Source organism: Micromonospora sp. DT231 (assembly GCF_049847025.1).
Classification (GTDB): domain Bacteria; phylum Actinomycetota; class Actinomycetes; order Mycobacteriales; family Micromonosporaceae; genus Micromonospora.
The window spans coordinates 386,394-400,056 of record NZ_JBNCNO010000006.1 but is presented as its reverse complement, the minus strand read 5'-3'; the positions used below and the strand labels follow the sequence as shown (position 1 = coordinate 400,056).

General features: G+C 74.2%; 12 protein-coding genes. 7 read left to right on the top strand and 5 right to left on the bottom strand.

All coding sequences use genetic code 11. The annotated features are described in order from the left end of the window. Positions 1–3: 3 nt before the first annotated feature. The gene (locus tag ACPXBU_RS18820) at positions 4–2,826 is read right to left on the bottom strand and encodes an FtsX-like permease family protein (protein ID WP_425758992.1); all 2,823 of its coding nucleotides are present in this window, start codon (positions 2,824–2,826) and stop codon (positions 4–6) included. 75 nt (positions 2,827–2,901) lie between these two features. On the opposite strand from ACPXBU_RS18820, the gene ACPXBU_RS18815 reads away from it, so the two are divergent. Next, on the top strand, positions 2,902–3,534 hold the full coding sequence (locus ACPXBU_RS18815) for a PadR family transcriptional regulator (protein WP_425758991.1): 633 nt from the start codon (positions 2,902–2,904) through the stop codon (positions 3,532–3,534). On the opposite strand, the gene ACPXBU_RS18810 is transcribed toward ACPXBU_RS18815, so the two are convergent. The 4 genes from ACPXBU_RS18810 to ACPXBU_RS18795 all read right to left on the bottom strand — a co-directional run bounded on the left by ACPXBU_RS18810 (position 3,500) and on the right by ACPXBU_RS18795 (position 7,936). Then, positions 3,500–4,693 carry a pyridoxal phosphate-dependent aminotransferase gene (locus ACPXBU_RS18810; protein WP_393370361.1) on the bottom strand — a complete coding sequence of 398 codons (1,194 nt, stop codon included), beginning with the start codon at positions 4,691–4,693 and terminating at the stop codon, positions 3,500–3,502. The genes ACPXBU_RS18815 and ACPXBU_RS18810 overlap by 35 nt on opposite strands. Before the next feature lie 46 nt (positions 4,694–4,739). Further along, positions 4,740–5,234, bottom strand: a complete 495-nt coding sequence (locus ACPXBU_RS18805) for an MmpS family transport accessory protein (protein ID WP_425758990.1) — start codon at positions 5,232–5,234, stop codon at positions 4,740–4,742. 816 nt (positions 5,235–6,050) lie between these two features. After that, positions 6,051–7,643: an alpha/beta hydrolase gene (locus tag ACPXBU_RS18800; protein ID WP_425758989.1), complete on the bottom strand. Its 1,593-nt coding sequence runs from the start codon at positions 7,641–7,643 to the stop codon at positions 6,051–6,053. Next, entirely contained in the window at positions 7,640–7,936 is a 297-nt protein-coding gene (locus ACPXBU_RS18795) for a hypothetical protein (RefSeq protein WP_425758988.1), read from the bottom strand. Before ACPXBU_RS18795 ends, ACPXBU_RS18800 begins: the two co-directional genes overlap by 4 nt. A 174-nt stretch (positions 7,937–8,110) precedes the next feature. On the opposite strand from ACPXBU_RS18795, the gene ACPXBU_RS18790 reads away from it, so the two are divergent. From ACPXBU_RS18790 to ACPXBU_RS18765, 6 genes are all read left to right on the top strand, one after another. Next, on the top strand, positions 8,111–8,479 hold the full coding sequence (locus ACPXBU_RS18790; protein ID WP_393370371.1) for a holo-ACP synthase: 369 nt from the start codon (positions 8,111–8,113) through the stop codon (positions 8,477–8,479). Between the two features lie 55 nt (positions 8,480–8,534). Next, on the top strand, positions 8,535–10,004 hold the full coding sequence (locus ACPXBU_RS18785) for an NAD(P)H-hydrate dehydratase (protein WP_425758987.1): 1,470 nt from the start codon (positions 8,535–8,537) through the stop codon (positions 10,002–10,004). Between the two features lie 90 nt (positions 10,005–10,094). Then, complete coding sequence (gene alr, locus ACPXBU_RS18780; protein ID WP_425758986.1) at positions 10,095–11,213, top strand: alanine racemase; 1,119 nt, start codon at positions 10,095–10,097, stop codon at positions 11,211–11,213. Beyond that, entirely contained in the window at positions 11,210–12,313 is a 1,104-nt protein-coding gene (locus ACPXBU_RS18775; RefSeq protein WP_393370379.1) for an alpha/beta fold hydrolase, read from the top strand. The genes alr and ACPXBU_RS18775 overlap by 4 nt, the downstream gene beginning before the upstream one ends. Next, positions 12,310–12,792 carry a tRNA (adenosine(37)-N6)-threonylcarbamoyltransferase complex ATPase subunit type 1 TsaE gene (gene tsaE / locus ACPXBU_RS18770; protein WP_110563046.1) on the top strand — a complete coding sequence of 161 codons (483 nt, stop codon included), beginning with the start codon at positions 12,310–12,312 and terminating at the stop codon, positions 12,790–12,792. Before ACPXBU_RS18775 ends, tsaE begins: the two co-directional genes overlap by 4 nt. Before the next feature lie 111 nt (positions 12,793–12,903). Then, positions 12,904–13,605, top strand: coding sequence for a uracil-DNA glycosylase (locus ACPXBU_RS18765; RefSeq protein WP_425758985.1), 702 nt, complete (start codon positions 12,904–12,906; stop codon positions 13,603–13,605). The last annotated feature ends 58 nt before the right edge of the window (positions 13,606–13,663 follow it).

Here is a 13,663-nt window from a genome sequence, read left to right as displayed (position 1 = left end):
CTGCTACTCCTCTGCCAGAAGTCGGGCGGGCCGTAGGCGTGGCAACAGGGCGGCCGGCACCAGGGCGGCCACAGCACTGACCAGCGCGCCTGCCAACGCCGCCAGCGCGGCCACCAGGACCAGCGCGCCGGGCAGTTCGCCGATCAACCAACCCGCGCTGACCAGGCCGACCGTCGCTCCGGTCGTCGCACCCACGATCCCCAGCGCCAGCCCTTCGTAGCCGACCAGCCGGCCCAACTCGGTGTCGGTCCAGCCGATCGCCCGCAGGGTGGCCAACTCGGCGGCTCGGTCACGGATGTTCAGGTAGAGCACGTCCGCGACCGCAGCGGCACCGAGCAGCACCGTGGCGGCAGCGGCCACCGTGTCCGCGCCGCGCACGCTGAGCGACACCACGTCACCGAGCAGACTGCCGACGAGCGCGCCCCGAAAGGCCCACGCGGCGGCGGCGACCAGCGTCAGCGCGGCCACCCCGATCGCCAGCGCACCGGCGCCAAGGAACGTGCGACCGGGCGTCCGGGCAAGGTTGACCAGGGCCAGCCCGAACAGGGTGCGTGGTCGGCGTACCCAATGGGCGGGAGCCACCATCGGGCGGAGGGCGCCGGCCGGGTGGGCACGCGCCGCCCGCAGCGCCGGCACCAGGCCCGCGGCGAGCGCGAGCAACAGGGCGATGGGTACGGCCAGGGCGGCTCGCCGCCAGTCGAGGTCGATGCCGAGCGCGATCCCGAGCGGCACCGCGAGGGCCAACGAGAGCACACCGGCGATGAGCCCGAGCAGGGCGACCTCGCCCAGGATCAGCGCCGCGATCCGACGTACCGGCCAGCCGAGACAGGAGAGCACCGCCAACTCGGAGCGCCGGTCGCGGACCGCGGCGCTGACCGCGTTGCCGAGGAACAGCACGCAGACCACCAGCACCAGCACGAAGAGCACCACGCTCTTACGGTCCACCGCCTGTGTGATGACCGATGCCACGCCGAGCGCCGACCAGTTCTCGGTCAGCCGCAGCGTCGGCCGTCCGAACGAGCCGGCGGGCAGCTCGACGGTCTGCGGTGCGGCCGACGAGCCGAGGGTGATGTCGACGTCCAGCCCGGTGCGCGCGGCGATCTGTTGGGCGACCAGCCGGACCCGCTCGGCGGACTGCTCGTTGTAGCCGCCCACGTCCGCCACCCGTACCCGGATCGCGCTGATCGGGGCCGTCGCCTGTGGCCCGCCACCTTCCAAGAGTTTCGGCAGGCTGCCGAGGTTGGTGAGCAGCAGCGGCGGGGCGGAGAGGTAGCCGGCGGGGTTGCCGCTCGGTGCCAGTGGCTGGCCGCCCAGGGCTGCTCGGCTGCGGTCGTCGGCACCCTGCGCCAGCGGTGCCTGGTAGGTCTCCAACGGCACCTGGCCGAGGTCGCTGAACCCGGTCAGCCTGCCCGGGTCGAAGACACCGGTGGCCTGCCAGAAGCGATTGGCGGCGTTCACGCCGGTGGGTAGCGGCAGCGCCCGTACCGATCGCGAACCACTGTCGTCGGTGAGCCACGGTCGGGGCAGTGGGTTGAACGTTTCCTTGTCGCCGTACACCTTGGGGTTGACCGGCGGCTGCGGGCGGGCGCGGAGGCTGCCGTCGGGCAGGCGGTCGTACTGCACTTCGGCCGACTGCACGACGGTCTGCAGTTGACCGCCACAGCACCCGGCGGGGGAGAGCTTCTCGGTCAGCATCGCCTGGTGCCCAGCGGTGAGGTCGTACCGGCCGGACCCGGCCGGCGTTCCGCCAGGGCGGCTCAACGTCTTCTCCAGGTCGATCGCCTCCACGCCGGCGGGACTGATCGCTCGCCGCGTGAATGTGGCTGACAGCGACTCGTCGATGAAGGGGCGGTTGGTGACGAGGACCGGCACCGACACGTTGTCCGCGGTGCCGCGCCGTTCGACGGTGACCGTGTCGTCCGGGCGGAGGGCCCGGCCGGTGATGACGGCACCGTTGAGGCCGACGAGTTGTTCCTCGGCCGCCGGGTCCACCGCCGCCAGGAGGAACGGCACGGTCAGGTCGTACGCCATCACCAGATGGTCGGCGGGTGCCGACGTGCCGTCCCGATCGGTCGCCAACACGTGGGGCGGGCCTTGGAACCGGCCGTCGGGCAGCAGTTGCACCGCGTCCAGGGACCAGCCATCGCGCTCGGAGTAGGTGCCCGGGTTTCCGAGCAGGGCGAATTGCGGATCGCAGACGAGAAGGCTCCGCCCGTCCGGCTGCACCTCCCGGACAGCGGGCCCACAGGTGTCCGACCAGGGGTACGACCGCCCATCGGAGTACGGGGTGGCAGCGCTGTCGAACTCCCCGTCGATCCGGGGGTAGATCAGCGGCTTCTTGGTCACGTACACGTACCGGGGCTTGCCCGGCGCGCTGGAGAGACCCCGTTCGGCGTGGAAGGTCGGGTCGACCCGGATGACCTGGCTGTCCAGCGAGCGGTCGACGGCGTCGGTGAGGTCGAGCGGTGTCGGTAGCGAGGTGGTCGAGTAGCCGAGCATCGCGATCGGGGCCGCCACCTCGATGCCGGGGACCGACTTCACCTGCTCGTACTGCTGGCTCGTGATGCCGCCGAAGAGCCCGGAGAGATAGTTGGGGCGGACCAGGCCGCGTTCGGCTTCCAGCGGCGTGCGGGTCCCGTCCGGGCGGACCAGGATTTCGTAGGCGACCTGGGTGTTGCGCTCGACCGTGCCGATGACGTCCAGGTGGGAGGTGGTGGTGGCGCCGGTCAGAACGACGAAGCCGGTGGTTGCCACCAGCACGCCCACCAGCAGCGCCACCGACCGCCCCGCACGACCGCGCAGTTGTCGCCAGATGAAGCCGAACATGTCGCGCCTCCCCGTGTGCTGTCCCCCACTCTGCGCGATACATTGTGACAATGCAAGGCTCGAACTGGAGGTGACATGGCGATCCAGCACGCCGTCCTCGCCCTACTCGCTGGTGGCCCCAGCCACGGCTACCAGCTGAAGGGCGCTTTCGAGGCCGCCGTCGGCCCGCAGTGGGGCCCGCTCAACATCGGCCACCTCTATCAGATTCTCGACCGGCTCTCCCGAGACGAGTTGGTCGTCGCCGAACGACAACCACAGCCGATCAAGCCGGACCGGGTGGTCTACGAGATCACCCCGGACGGCCGCGCCGAGCTGGCCCGGTGGTTGGCCGAGCCGAGCCCACGCAGCGGCGGATTCCGGGACGACTTCTTCCTCAAGGTCACGGCCGCCGCTCGGTCCGGCTCGACGGCCACCGTGCGCGCGGTGCTCAGCAACCAGCGTGGGCACCTGCTGCGCGAGCTGCGCAATCTGGACGGTCTTCGCCGCGCTGCCGACGACCCGGTGGTCGGGCTGCTGCTCACCGCGGCCAGCCGGCACGTGACGGCGGACCTGTCGTTCGTGGACGATGCCGAGGCGGTACTGCTCGGTGACGGGGGTCGACTGCTCGCCGGGCTGGCGGCATCGACTTCGGATCAGTCGTCGGACGAGGCAGGGTCGACCGGCTCCCCGCCGGTCAGTGGCTCGGGCGCAGGGCGCGCAGTCGGGTGACCGCCTCGGTCAACACCTCGGGCCGCTTGCAGAAGGCGAACCGGACCAGCCGTCGGCCCGCCTCGACGTCGTCGTAGAAGACCTGCGTCGGCACCGCCACCACGCCGCACCGCTCCGGCAGTGAGCGGCAGAACTCCACCCCGTCGGACCCGCCGAGGGCGGTGATGTCGGCGGTGACGAAGTAGGTGCCCTCCGAGTCGAGCACCTCGAACCCGGCGGTGGTGAGACCGTCGACGAGCTGGTCACGCCGCTGTTGGAGGCTGTCCCGGAAGCCGGTGTAGTAGTCGTCCGGCAGCGCCAGCGCCACGGCGACCGCCGGTTGCAGCGGGGCCGCGTTGACGTAGGTGAGGAACTGCTTCACCCGCAGCACCGCGGAGACCAGGGCCGCCGGGCCACTCGCCCAGCCGATCTTCCAACCCGTGCAGGAGAACGTCTTGCCCGCCGACGAGATGCGCAGCGTCCGCTCCCACATCCCGGGCAGGGTGGCCAGCGGCACGTGCGGGTGCGCCGCGTCGGTGAAGACCAGGTGCTCGTACACCTCGTCGGTGACCGCGTACGTGTCGTGCTCCTGGCACAGCTCGGCGATCAGTGCCAGCTCGGCCGGGGTGAAGACCTTGCCGGTCGGGTTGTGCGGCGAGTTGAGCAGGAGCAGCCGGGTCCGCGGGCCGAACGCCGCGCGGAGCGCCGCCGGGTCGAAGGAGTACCGGCCGTCGGCCGCCGGGCGCAGGGTCACCGGCCGCCGGACCGCGCCGGCCAACGCGATCGAGGCGGCGTACGAGTCGTAGTACGGCTCGAAGCAGACCACCTCGTCACCCGGTTCGCAGAGGGCGAGGATGCTGGCCGCGACCGCCTCCGTCGCGCCAGCGGTGATCACGATCTCGCCGTCCGGGTCGTACGACAGGTCGTGGAACCGCAGTTGATGGGCCGCGACCGCCGCGCGCAGGGCGGGAATCCCCGGGCCGGGCGGGTACTGGTTCTGCCCGCCGCGCAGCGCCTCGACGGCGGCGGCCAGCATCTCCGGGGGGCCGTCGGTGTCGGGGAAGCCCTGGCCGAGGTTTACCGCGCCGGTCCGCACGGCGAGGGCGGACATCTCGGCGAAGATCGTCGTGCCGAACGGCCGCATCCGGGCCACCAGCGGGTCGACATCGGTGCTCGTCACCTGCGCCAGCCTAGGCCCTACGGGTGCTCCCGGCCGAGCCCCAGCCTCAGGCGGGCGCGCAACTGGTGGCCGCGTATCCCCGAGCCCGGTCGACGGCCGGCTTGCCGGCGCCGGTGACCGTGACGGTGCAGTCGAGGGGCTTCCCGCCCTCGTCGTCGGCCCATCTGGCCTCCACCAGAATCCGGCTCTTGCCGTTGGTCCGGATTGTGGTGCGCCAGGGCAGTTTCTGGGCGTCGACGTGGATGAGGTCACTCTCGGCGTCGAAGTACGCGAGGTCCGCCGTGCCCTCCCCGGTCACCTCGTAGACCACCGTCACCGGGGCCGGCCCCGACGTGGGGCGGGTGATCGGCTGTTTGGTGGGGGTGGGTCGCTCCGGGGTGAGTGGCCCGGCGCTCGGTGGGGTCCAGTCGTCGTCGGTGACCCACGGCTCCTCGGCGACCGGGTCCGGGCCGGTCTCCCCGAGCCACAGACCGCTCGCGCAGAGGCAGCCGCACATGGTCAGGACCAACACCACGAAGACCGCGACGACGATCCCGACCACCCGTCCACCGCTGGAGGCCGGCTTGCCGGGGAACTGTGGATAGCCGGGGTAGGCGTACGGCGGCGGGTACCCCGGCGGCGGCCAGCCGGCGCCGGGCGGCGGGTACCCGGGCGGCGGCCAGCCGGCGCCGGACGGCGGATACCCGGGCGGCGGCCAGCCCGCGGGTGTCGGCTGTCCGTCCGGTGTGGGCCAGCCCGCTGTCGGTGGCTGCCCGTCCGGTGTGGGCCAGCCTGCGGGCGTGGGCCAGCCCGCCGGCGGCGGCGATCCGGTCGACGGCGGGCCTGAGGCGTCGGCCGGGGTCGGCGACCAGGTGGATGGCGGGGCTTCGGGGGTCCAGGGCGCCGCGGGCGGCTGGGGCGTCCACTGGGTGGCGGGCGGGGCCGGCGGAGAGGGCGACCACGGCGACGGTGCCCATGGCGACGGTGTCCATGGGGTTGGCGGCGCCCACGGCTGGGCCGGGGCCAGCGGGTCGAGAGTCGGGTACGGGGTCGAGGAGGGCGACGCCGTCGGATCGGGCGGGGGCGCGGAGGAGGCCGGCTCCGGTGCGGGTGAGGGCGACGGGTCGGGCGGGGGCGCGTCGGTCATGGCTGCTCCGGGCGGGGTGGGCAGGGGACGAACGGGCCGTGGGCGGGAGCGCCAAACCCGCCGAGAGACTTTCGCACCCGTTGGCGTGCCGCAACCCCGCCATCCGGAGCGAGCCGCCCGCGATGCTCGTCCCGTTGCGGCCGCCGGGCCCCGATCGTTCGCCGCCGCTCGTGGACACGACGTGGACCAGCCTCGTGACCTGGCCACGTCGGTCGTCGTCGAGTGGGCCCCTCAACGCCCCAGCACGACCCGGGCCATCCCGTCCACGGCGGGATTGCCCTGGTCCCAGTACCCGGTGTGCCCGCCTCGCCCACTGCCGAAGACCCGACCGCCGAACCCCGGGTCCGACGGGTCGTGACCGAACCACAGCTCGTGCCCGGTCCGGTCGGGCCAGCCCAGCGCGGCGGCCAGCGGAGCCGAGCCGAGCAGGGCGCGCCGGCCGAACTCGTCCAGTGGGCGGGCTGCCCGGATCACGTCGTCCGGGGCACGGCTGGCCCAGACCTCCCCGGGTGGCACGCCCAGCTCGGCGGCGTGCGACGCGCCGACCCCGGGCGAGCCGACGAAGACCAGCGCGTCGGCGGCCAGCCCGTGCTCCCGGGCGGCCGTCCCCACCACCAACGACCCGTAGCTGTGCCCGAGCACCGTCTGCCGGGCCGGCGGCCCCTCGTGGCTGGCCCGCAGCCCCTCCTGGAAACGGTGCAGCGCCGGGCCGGCGTCGCGGGCCAGGCCTGCCGAGGCCGCGTCGGTCACGAAATCCGGGGCGTCGTAGTCCAACCAGAGCACCGCCGCGCTGCGTTCGGCCGGGGCGAGCGTGACGCACCGGTCCAGCACCCGGGCTGCCCTGCCCAGCTCACCGGGGGCGTCGTCCAGCCCGGAACCCATCCCCGGCACGTAGGTGAGGATCCGATCGGCGTGGTCCGGGTCGCCGAGCGCCACCACCGCCCGGCCCTCACCGGCCGCGTCCAGCCCGAGCAGGTACGCCCGCGGCTCCCCGCCCGCCGCCAGCCGCCCGGCCAACGCGTCCAGGCCGGACAACCGCCCGGCCAACCCGTGCAGGCGGAGCGACCTCAGTGACCCCGGCGGCACCCGGGCCAGCAACCGCCGCCGCTCGGCCAGCAACTCCGCGCGCCAGACCCCGAGCCGCAGCCGGTTGGCCTGGTCCCGGGCGGCCACCGGAACCCCGTCCAACCGGCCGACAAGGGCGCCCTCGTGCCCGATCAGCCACCGGCGCTGCGCCGACGTCAACCCGGACCACCAGGCGCGGACGAGCGTCGGCGCGGCATCGGCCGCCGGCCGACCCGGCGGTGGCGGCGACGCCCAACCCGAACCGGCGGCCCGGGCCAGCTCGTCCAGACGGTCCGCGGCGACCCGATCTGCCGCACCGGCCCCGTCGAGCGCGTCGCGCAGGGCCGCCGTCACCCGAGCCGCCGCCACGCCGGCCCGTTCGGTGGGCCGGAGCCGCGCGGGGTCGACGTGCACCAGGCCCGCGCGATCCACCACCAGCCCGGAAGCGTCCGCCTGGGCGACCGCCTCCGCGAGCCGGGCCTTCGCGACAGTCAGTCGCCCCGCCAGCTCGGCCAGCACCTGGTCGACCTCGATCAGCGCGGGGATGATCGAGGCCAGCTCGGCACCGAGACCGGCGAGCCGGGCGTCCGCCGCGGTGGACGCCGCACCGGACCAACCGCCGCGCAGGCGCGCCCCGGCCGCCCCCAACTCGCCGACCCGTGCCTCGACCGGCCCGGTCAGCCCGGCCCAGGCCACCCCGGCGGACCGCCAGCCGCCCGGATCGGCAGCCCAGAGCTGCCGGTAGCCGACACCGCTCACCGGGGCAGCGCGGCGAACCGGCCGGCGGCCCGGTCGTCCGCCGTCTCGTACGCCTCGGCCGCCGAGCGGATCCCACCGGAGGTCGCCGCGACCTGGGCGCCCAGCCGGCAGAACCAGGGGTGCCCGGCCGCCTCCAGCCCGGCCAGAGCCGCGCCGGCACGCCACTCGGGTGCGACCACCAGCAGCCCGGGCACCCTCGCGAGGCCCCACGCCAGCCCGTACGCCTCGTCGTCGAGGGAGCCGGCGACCGCCCGCAACTCCTCCGGCCGGACGGCGAACAGCTCATCGGTCATGACCACACCCCCGTGGACGATCGGCATCGACGCGCCGACGCTAGGCGGGCGCGGCGGGCACCGGAATGCCCTGTGGACAACGGGCGGTGGGCCGTACCCCGGCTTGTCCACAGGCGTTGCCCACCGCGGGCCGGACGGCTAATCTCCGGCCCCGGCCGCCGGTAGGGTGTGGTGGTGATCGTCGCTGTCGGCATCGACGTGGTCCTGGTCGACCGGTTTGCCCGGGCGCTGGCACGGACGCCGCTGCTCGCCGACCGACTCTTCACCACCGCCGAGCGGCACACCCGCTCCGGCAACCCGCGCCCCACCGAGTCGCTCGCCGCCCGGTTCGCCGCCAAGGAGGCCGTGGCCAAGGCGCTCGGCGCCCCGGCCGGGCTGAGCTGGCACGACTGCGAGATCAGGGCCGACCCGGACGGCCGTCCCTGGCTGGCGGTCGCCGGCACCGTCGCGGCGGCGGCCGAGGCGCGCGGGGTCAACCACTGGCATCTCTCGTTGTCGCACGACGGGGGGATCGCGTCGGCCATGGTGGTCGCGGAACGGTGACGTCGACCCGGCGGGCCGGCCGGGTCCGCAGGCGAACGGATGGGGAGACGGTGGCATGAGAGCGGTGTGGCGGGTGGCCGACGTACGGGCGGCCGAGGCGGGGCTGATGGGCACGCTGCCGGAGGGGACGCTCATGCAGCGGGCCGCCGCCGGGCTGGCCCGCCGGGCCGCGCTGCTGCTCGCCGAGCGCGGCGGCGTCTACGGCGGCCGGGTGCTGCTGCTCGTCGGTTCCGGCGACAACGGCGGCGACGCGTTGTACGCCGGGGAGCGACTGGCCCGCCGAGGTGTGCACGTGTCCGCCCTGCTCCTCACTCCCGGGCGTGCGCACGCGGCGGGGCTGGCCGCGCTGCGCGCTGCCGGCGGTCGCCTTGTGGACCAGCCCACCGGCCCGATCGACCTGGTGCTCGACGGCATCGTCGGCATCGGTGGCACCGGCGGGCTGCGGGCCGGCGCGGACGCGGTGGTGCGGCGGCTCGGTGAGCTGCGTGGACGTGACGGTGGCCGGGCCACCGTGCTGGCGGTGGACGTGCCGAGCGGGGTCGCGGTGGACACCGGGGACGTGCCGCTGACCTCCTCCGGCCGGCCGGACGCGGTCCACGCCGACGTGACCGTGGCGTTCGGCGCGCTGAAGCCCGCCCTGGTGGTCGGGCCGGCCGCCGCACTGGCCGGGCAGGTGGAGATCGTCGACATCGGGCTGCGGCCCTGGTTGCGAGGCACCCCGGCGCTGCGGGTCACCGAGTGGTCCGACGTGGTCGACTGGTGGCCGAAGCTGGGTCCGGCGTCGGAGAAGTACACGCGGGGTGTGGTGGGGGTGGCCACCGGCTCGGCCACCTACCCGGGTGCGGCGGTGCTCTCCGTGGGCGGTGCGCTGGCCGGGCCGACCGGCCTGGTCCGCTACGCCGGCGGCGCCCGCGACGAGGTGCTGCGCCAGCACCCCTCGGTGATCGCCAGTGGGCGGGTCGCCGACGCGGGTCGGGTGCAGGCGTGGGTCTGCGGCTCGGGGCTGGGCACCGGCGCCGACGCGGCGGCCGAGCTGCGCGCCGTGCTGGCCGCCCCGGTGCCCGTGGTGCTCGACGCCGACGCGTTGACCCTGCTGGTGGACGGTTCGCTCGCCGACCGGCTCCGCGGGCGGGACGCGCCGATCGTGGTCACCCCGCACGACCGTGAGTTCGCCCGACTCTGCGGTGAGGCGCCCGGCGCGGACCGGGTCGGCGCCGCGCTGCGGCTGGCCGCCTGGATGAAGGCGGTGGTGCTGCTCAAGGGCGACCGCACGGTGATCGGGACGCCTGACGGCCGGGCGTACGTCAACCCGACCGGCTCCCCGGCACTGGCCACCGGCGGCACCGGCGACGTGCTGGCCGGGCTGCTGGGATCACTGCTGGCGGCCGGGGTGCCCGCCGATCGGGCCGCGGCCGCGGCCGCGTACCTGCACGGGCTCGCCGGCCGGGAGGCGGCCCGGAGCGGGCCGGTGACCGCGCCCGACGTGGTGACCGCGCTGCGCCCGGTCGTCGCCCGCCTGGGCTGATCGGTCCGGTTCCGGGCGGAACGACCGGATGGGCCGCCCGGGACGTGCGTCGCCGCCCGCGCTGATCTCCACGGAAAGTAGGCTGGGCGTATGTGGCAGGCCGAGGTGCGCGTCGATCTTGACGCGATCCGCGAGAACGTGAGCAGGCTCCGCGCCGGCACCACCGCCGAGCTGATGGCGGTGGTCAAGGGCGACGGGTACGGCCACGGGATGCTCCCGGCCGCTCGCGCGGCGCTCGACGCCGGTGCGGACTGGCTCGGTGTCTGCACCCTCGACGAGGCGCTCACCCTGCGCCGGGCCGGAGTGACCGAGCCGGTGTTGGCCTGGCTGCTCGCGCCCGGCCTGCCGCTGCACGAGGGGGTCAGCGCCGGGGTGGACCTGAGCGCGGCCAGCCTGTCCCAACTGGACGAGATGATCGGGGCGAGCCGGCTCGCCGGGCGTCCCGTCCGCCTGCACCTGAAGATCGACACCGGGCTGTCCCGGGGTGGGGCGACAGTCGCCGACTGGCCGGCGCTGCTGGACGCCGCCGCGAAGGCGCAGGCCGACGGCCTGGTCGAGGTGGTCGGCGTGTGGAGCCACTTCGTGTACGCGGACCTGCCCGGCCACCCCACCATCGACCGTCAGTTGGCCGTCTTCCACGAGGGGCTGGGCATGGTCGAGCGGGCCGGGCTCCGACCGCGCTGGCGGCACCTCGCCAACTCGGCGGCCACCCTGACCCGCCCGGACACCCACTTCGACCTGGTCCGTCCCGGTCTGGCCATCTACGGGCTCTCCCCGGTGGCCGGCGAGACGTACGGGCTGCGGCCGGCGATGACCGCGCGCGCCCGGGTGATGCTCACCAAGCGGGTTCCCGCCGGCACCGGGGTCTCCTACGGGCACACCTACACCACCGAGTCCGACGCGAACCTGGCCGTGGTGCCCCTCGGGTACGCCGACGGGGTTCCCCGGCACGCCTCCAACACCGGGCCGGTGCAGCTCGGCGGCGTACGGCGGACGATCTCGGGGCGGGTCTGCATGGACCAGTTCGTGCTCGACTGCGGCGACGACCCGGTGGCCGACGGCGACGTGGCGACGCTCTTCGGCAGCGGCGCGGACGGCGAGCCCACCGCCGACGACTGGGCCGAGGCGGCCGGCACGATCAACTACGAGATCGTGACCCGGTTCGGCAGCACCAGGGTGCCGCGGGTCTACGACGGCGAGGTGCCGTGAGTTACCGCATTCCGCGTCCGCGGACCGCGGTGGGCCGGGTCGCGGGGATCGTCGGCGCCGCGGTGGGGGTGGCCGCCGCGGGCCTGGCGGCCGGGGTCGCGACCGAGCGCACCCTGGTCCGCCGGCTCAAGGCGGACCCGGCCGACCGCTACGCGCACGAGATGTTCGGCGAGCAGCGGTACGACGAGGCGTTCCGCCTGGAGCTGCCGGACGGCACGGACATCCACGTCGAGGTGGTCGAGCCGACCAGGCCGGTGCCGGGGCATCCCACTGTGGTGCTGGTGCACGGCTTCTGCCTGGACATGGGGACGTTCCACTTCCAGCGCCAGATGCTCGCCGCCCGCGGTGACTACCGGGTCGTCGCGTACGACCAGCCCGGTCACGGCCGGTCCGGCCGGTTGGAGACAGGCGAGTACGACCTCGCGGTGCTCGGCCGGACGTTGCGCCAGGTGATCGACCGCACCGCCCCGGACGGGCCGCTGGTGCTCGTCGGCCACTCGATGGGTGGCATGACCATCATGGCGTTCGCCGAGTTGTTTCCGGAGCTGTTCGGCGACCGGGTGGTGGGTACCGTCCTGATGGCCACGTCGGGCGGGCTCGTCGCGGAGACCAAGCTGGTCGCGCCCGCGCTGCTCGGCCGGGTCGGCGGTCCGGTGCTGTACATGGTCAGCAACGCCACCCGCTACGGCGGGCCGGTGATCGACAAGGCCCGCAAGTCGACGTCGAACGTGGCCTGGCTGTTGACCCGCAAGTACGGCTTCGGCACCCGTAAGCCCAGCCCGGCTCTGGTCTCCTACGTGGAGGCGATGAACTCCCGGACGTCGGCCGACACGGTGACCCGCTACCTGCGGACCCTGGCCACCCACTCCCGCTTCCCGGCCCTCGCGGCGTTGGCCGCGACGCCGGTGCTCGTGGTGGTCGGCGACAAGGACATGATCACTCCGGTGGTCCACTCCGAGGAGATCGTCCGGCGGCTGCCGCACGCCGAGTTCGTCAAGATCAAAGACAGCGGTCACGTGGTGATGTTGGAGCATGCTGACGAGGTGAACGCCGCGCTCGCGCGGTTCCTCGAATCACTTGGGAAGTCGGAGGAACGGTGAGTCACGTCGTCAAGCTGCCGACCGTCGAGGACACGCGGGAGTTCGGCCGGCGCCTGGCCGGGCTGCTGCGGGCCGGTGACCTGGTGCTGTTGACCGGTCCGCTGGGCGCCGGTAAGACCGCGCTCACGCAGGGCGTCGGCGCCGGGCTCGGCGTGGTCGGCGACATCACCTCGCCGACCTTCGTGATCGCCCGGGTGCATCGCCCCGATCCGTCCCGGGGCGGCCGGGTCGCCCTGGTGCACGCCGACGCGTACCGGTTGGGAGACGCCACCGATCCGCGCGCCGAGATCGACGACCTGGACCTCGACGCCTCGGTGGACGACTCGGTCACGGTGGTGGAGTGGGGCGAGGGACTGGTGGAGCAGTTGGTCGACGCGCACCTACGGGTCCGCATCGACCGCCGCGACGACGACACCCGGATCGTCGAGCTGGACCCGATCGGTGGCGACTGGGCCCGACGGCTCGCCGACCTGGGTTGAGGCCTGTTTCACCAGGACTGGCCGGCCTCCGGAATCAGGCCGCAGGCCGTCCCGCTGTCGTACCGGATGCCTAGAGTGCGGGGGACCGACCCGCGCTGTGAGAGGTTCCTGATGCCCGACGATGCCCCCGCCCTCGACCTGCTGGCCCTGCTGCCGGAGCAGTGGCGTGCCGTGCTCACCCCGCACCTGGACGCGGCCCGCACCGCCGCGTTGGCCGAGTTCGTCTCCCGGGAATACGCGACGCAGACCGTCTTCCCGCCGCTGGAGGATCTGTTCTCGGCCTACCGGCTCTGCCCGCCGCAGGGCACCCGGGTGTTGATCCTCGGGCAGGACCCCTACCACCGGGCCGGGCAGGCACACGGGTTGAGCTTCAGCGTCCGCGACGGTGTGACGGTGCCGCCGTCGCTGCGCAACGTCTTCAAGGAGTTGGGCGAGGACGTCGGCGTTCCCAAGCCGCGCAGCGGCAACCTCGACGGTTGGGCCGCCCAGGGTGTGCTGCTGCTCAACGCGGTGCTGACCGTCCGCCAGGCCACCCCGGGCTCGCACGCCAACGCCGGGTGGGAGGAGTTCACCGACGCGACGATCCGGGCACTTGACGCCTCGCCGGACCGGGTGGTCTTCCTGCTCTGGGGTGGCTACGCCCGCAAGAAGGCGGCCCTGGTCTCCAACCCGCAGCACGTGGTGTTGGAGGCGGGCCACCCGAGCCCGATGAACCCGCGCGGCTTCCTCGGCAGCCGTCCGTTCAGCGCGGCCAACAAGGCGCTCGCCGACGCCGGCCTGCCCACCATCGACTGGGAGCGCACCGCCGGCTGAGCTGACACCGCCGGCCGCGCACCGCCGGCTGAGCTGACACCTGGCTGCGCGCGCGGCC

Bases quoted from the DNA above. Each gene is read 5' to 3' on its own strand.
- ACPXBU_RS18820 (WP_425758992.1), bottom strand. From the start codon at position 2,826: ATGTTCGGCTTCATCTGGCGACAACTGCGCGGTCGTGCGGGGCGGTCG.
- ACPXBU_RS18815 (WP_425758991.1), top strand. From the start codon at position 2,902: ATGGCGATCCAGCACGCCGTCCTCGCCCTACTCGCTGGTGGCCCCAGC.
- ACPXBU_RS18795 (WP_425758988.1), bottom strand. From the start codon at position 7,936: ATGACCGATGAGCTGTTCGCCGTCCGGCCGGAGGAGTTGCGGGCGGTC.
- ACPXBU_RS18785 (WP_425758987.1), top strand. From the start codon at position 8,535: ATGAGAGCGGTGTGGCGGGTGGCCGACGTACGGGCGGCCGAGGCGGGG.
- alr (WP_425758986.1), top strand. From the start codon at position 10,095: ATGTGGCAGGCCGAGGTGCGCGTCGATCTTGACGCGATCCGCGAGAAC.
- ACPXBU_RS18765 (WP_425758985.1), top strand. From the start codon at position 12,904: ATGCCCGACGATGCCCCCGCCCTCGACCTGCTGGCCCTGCTGCCGGAG.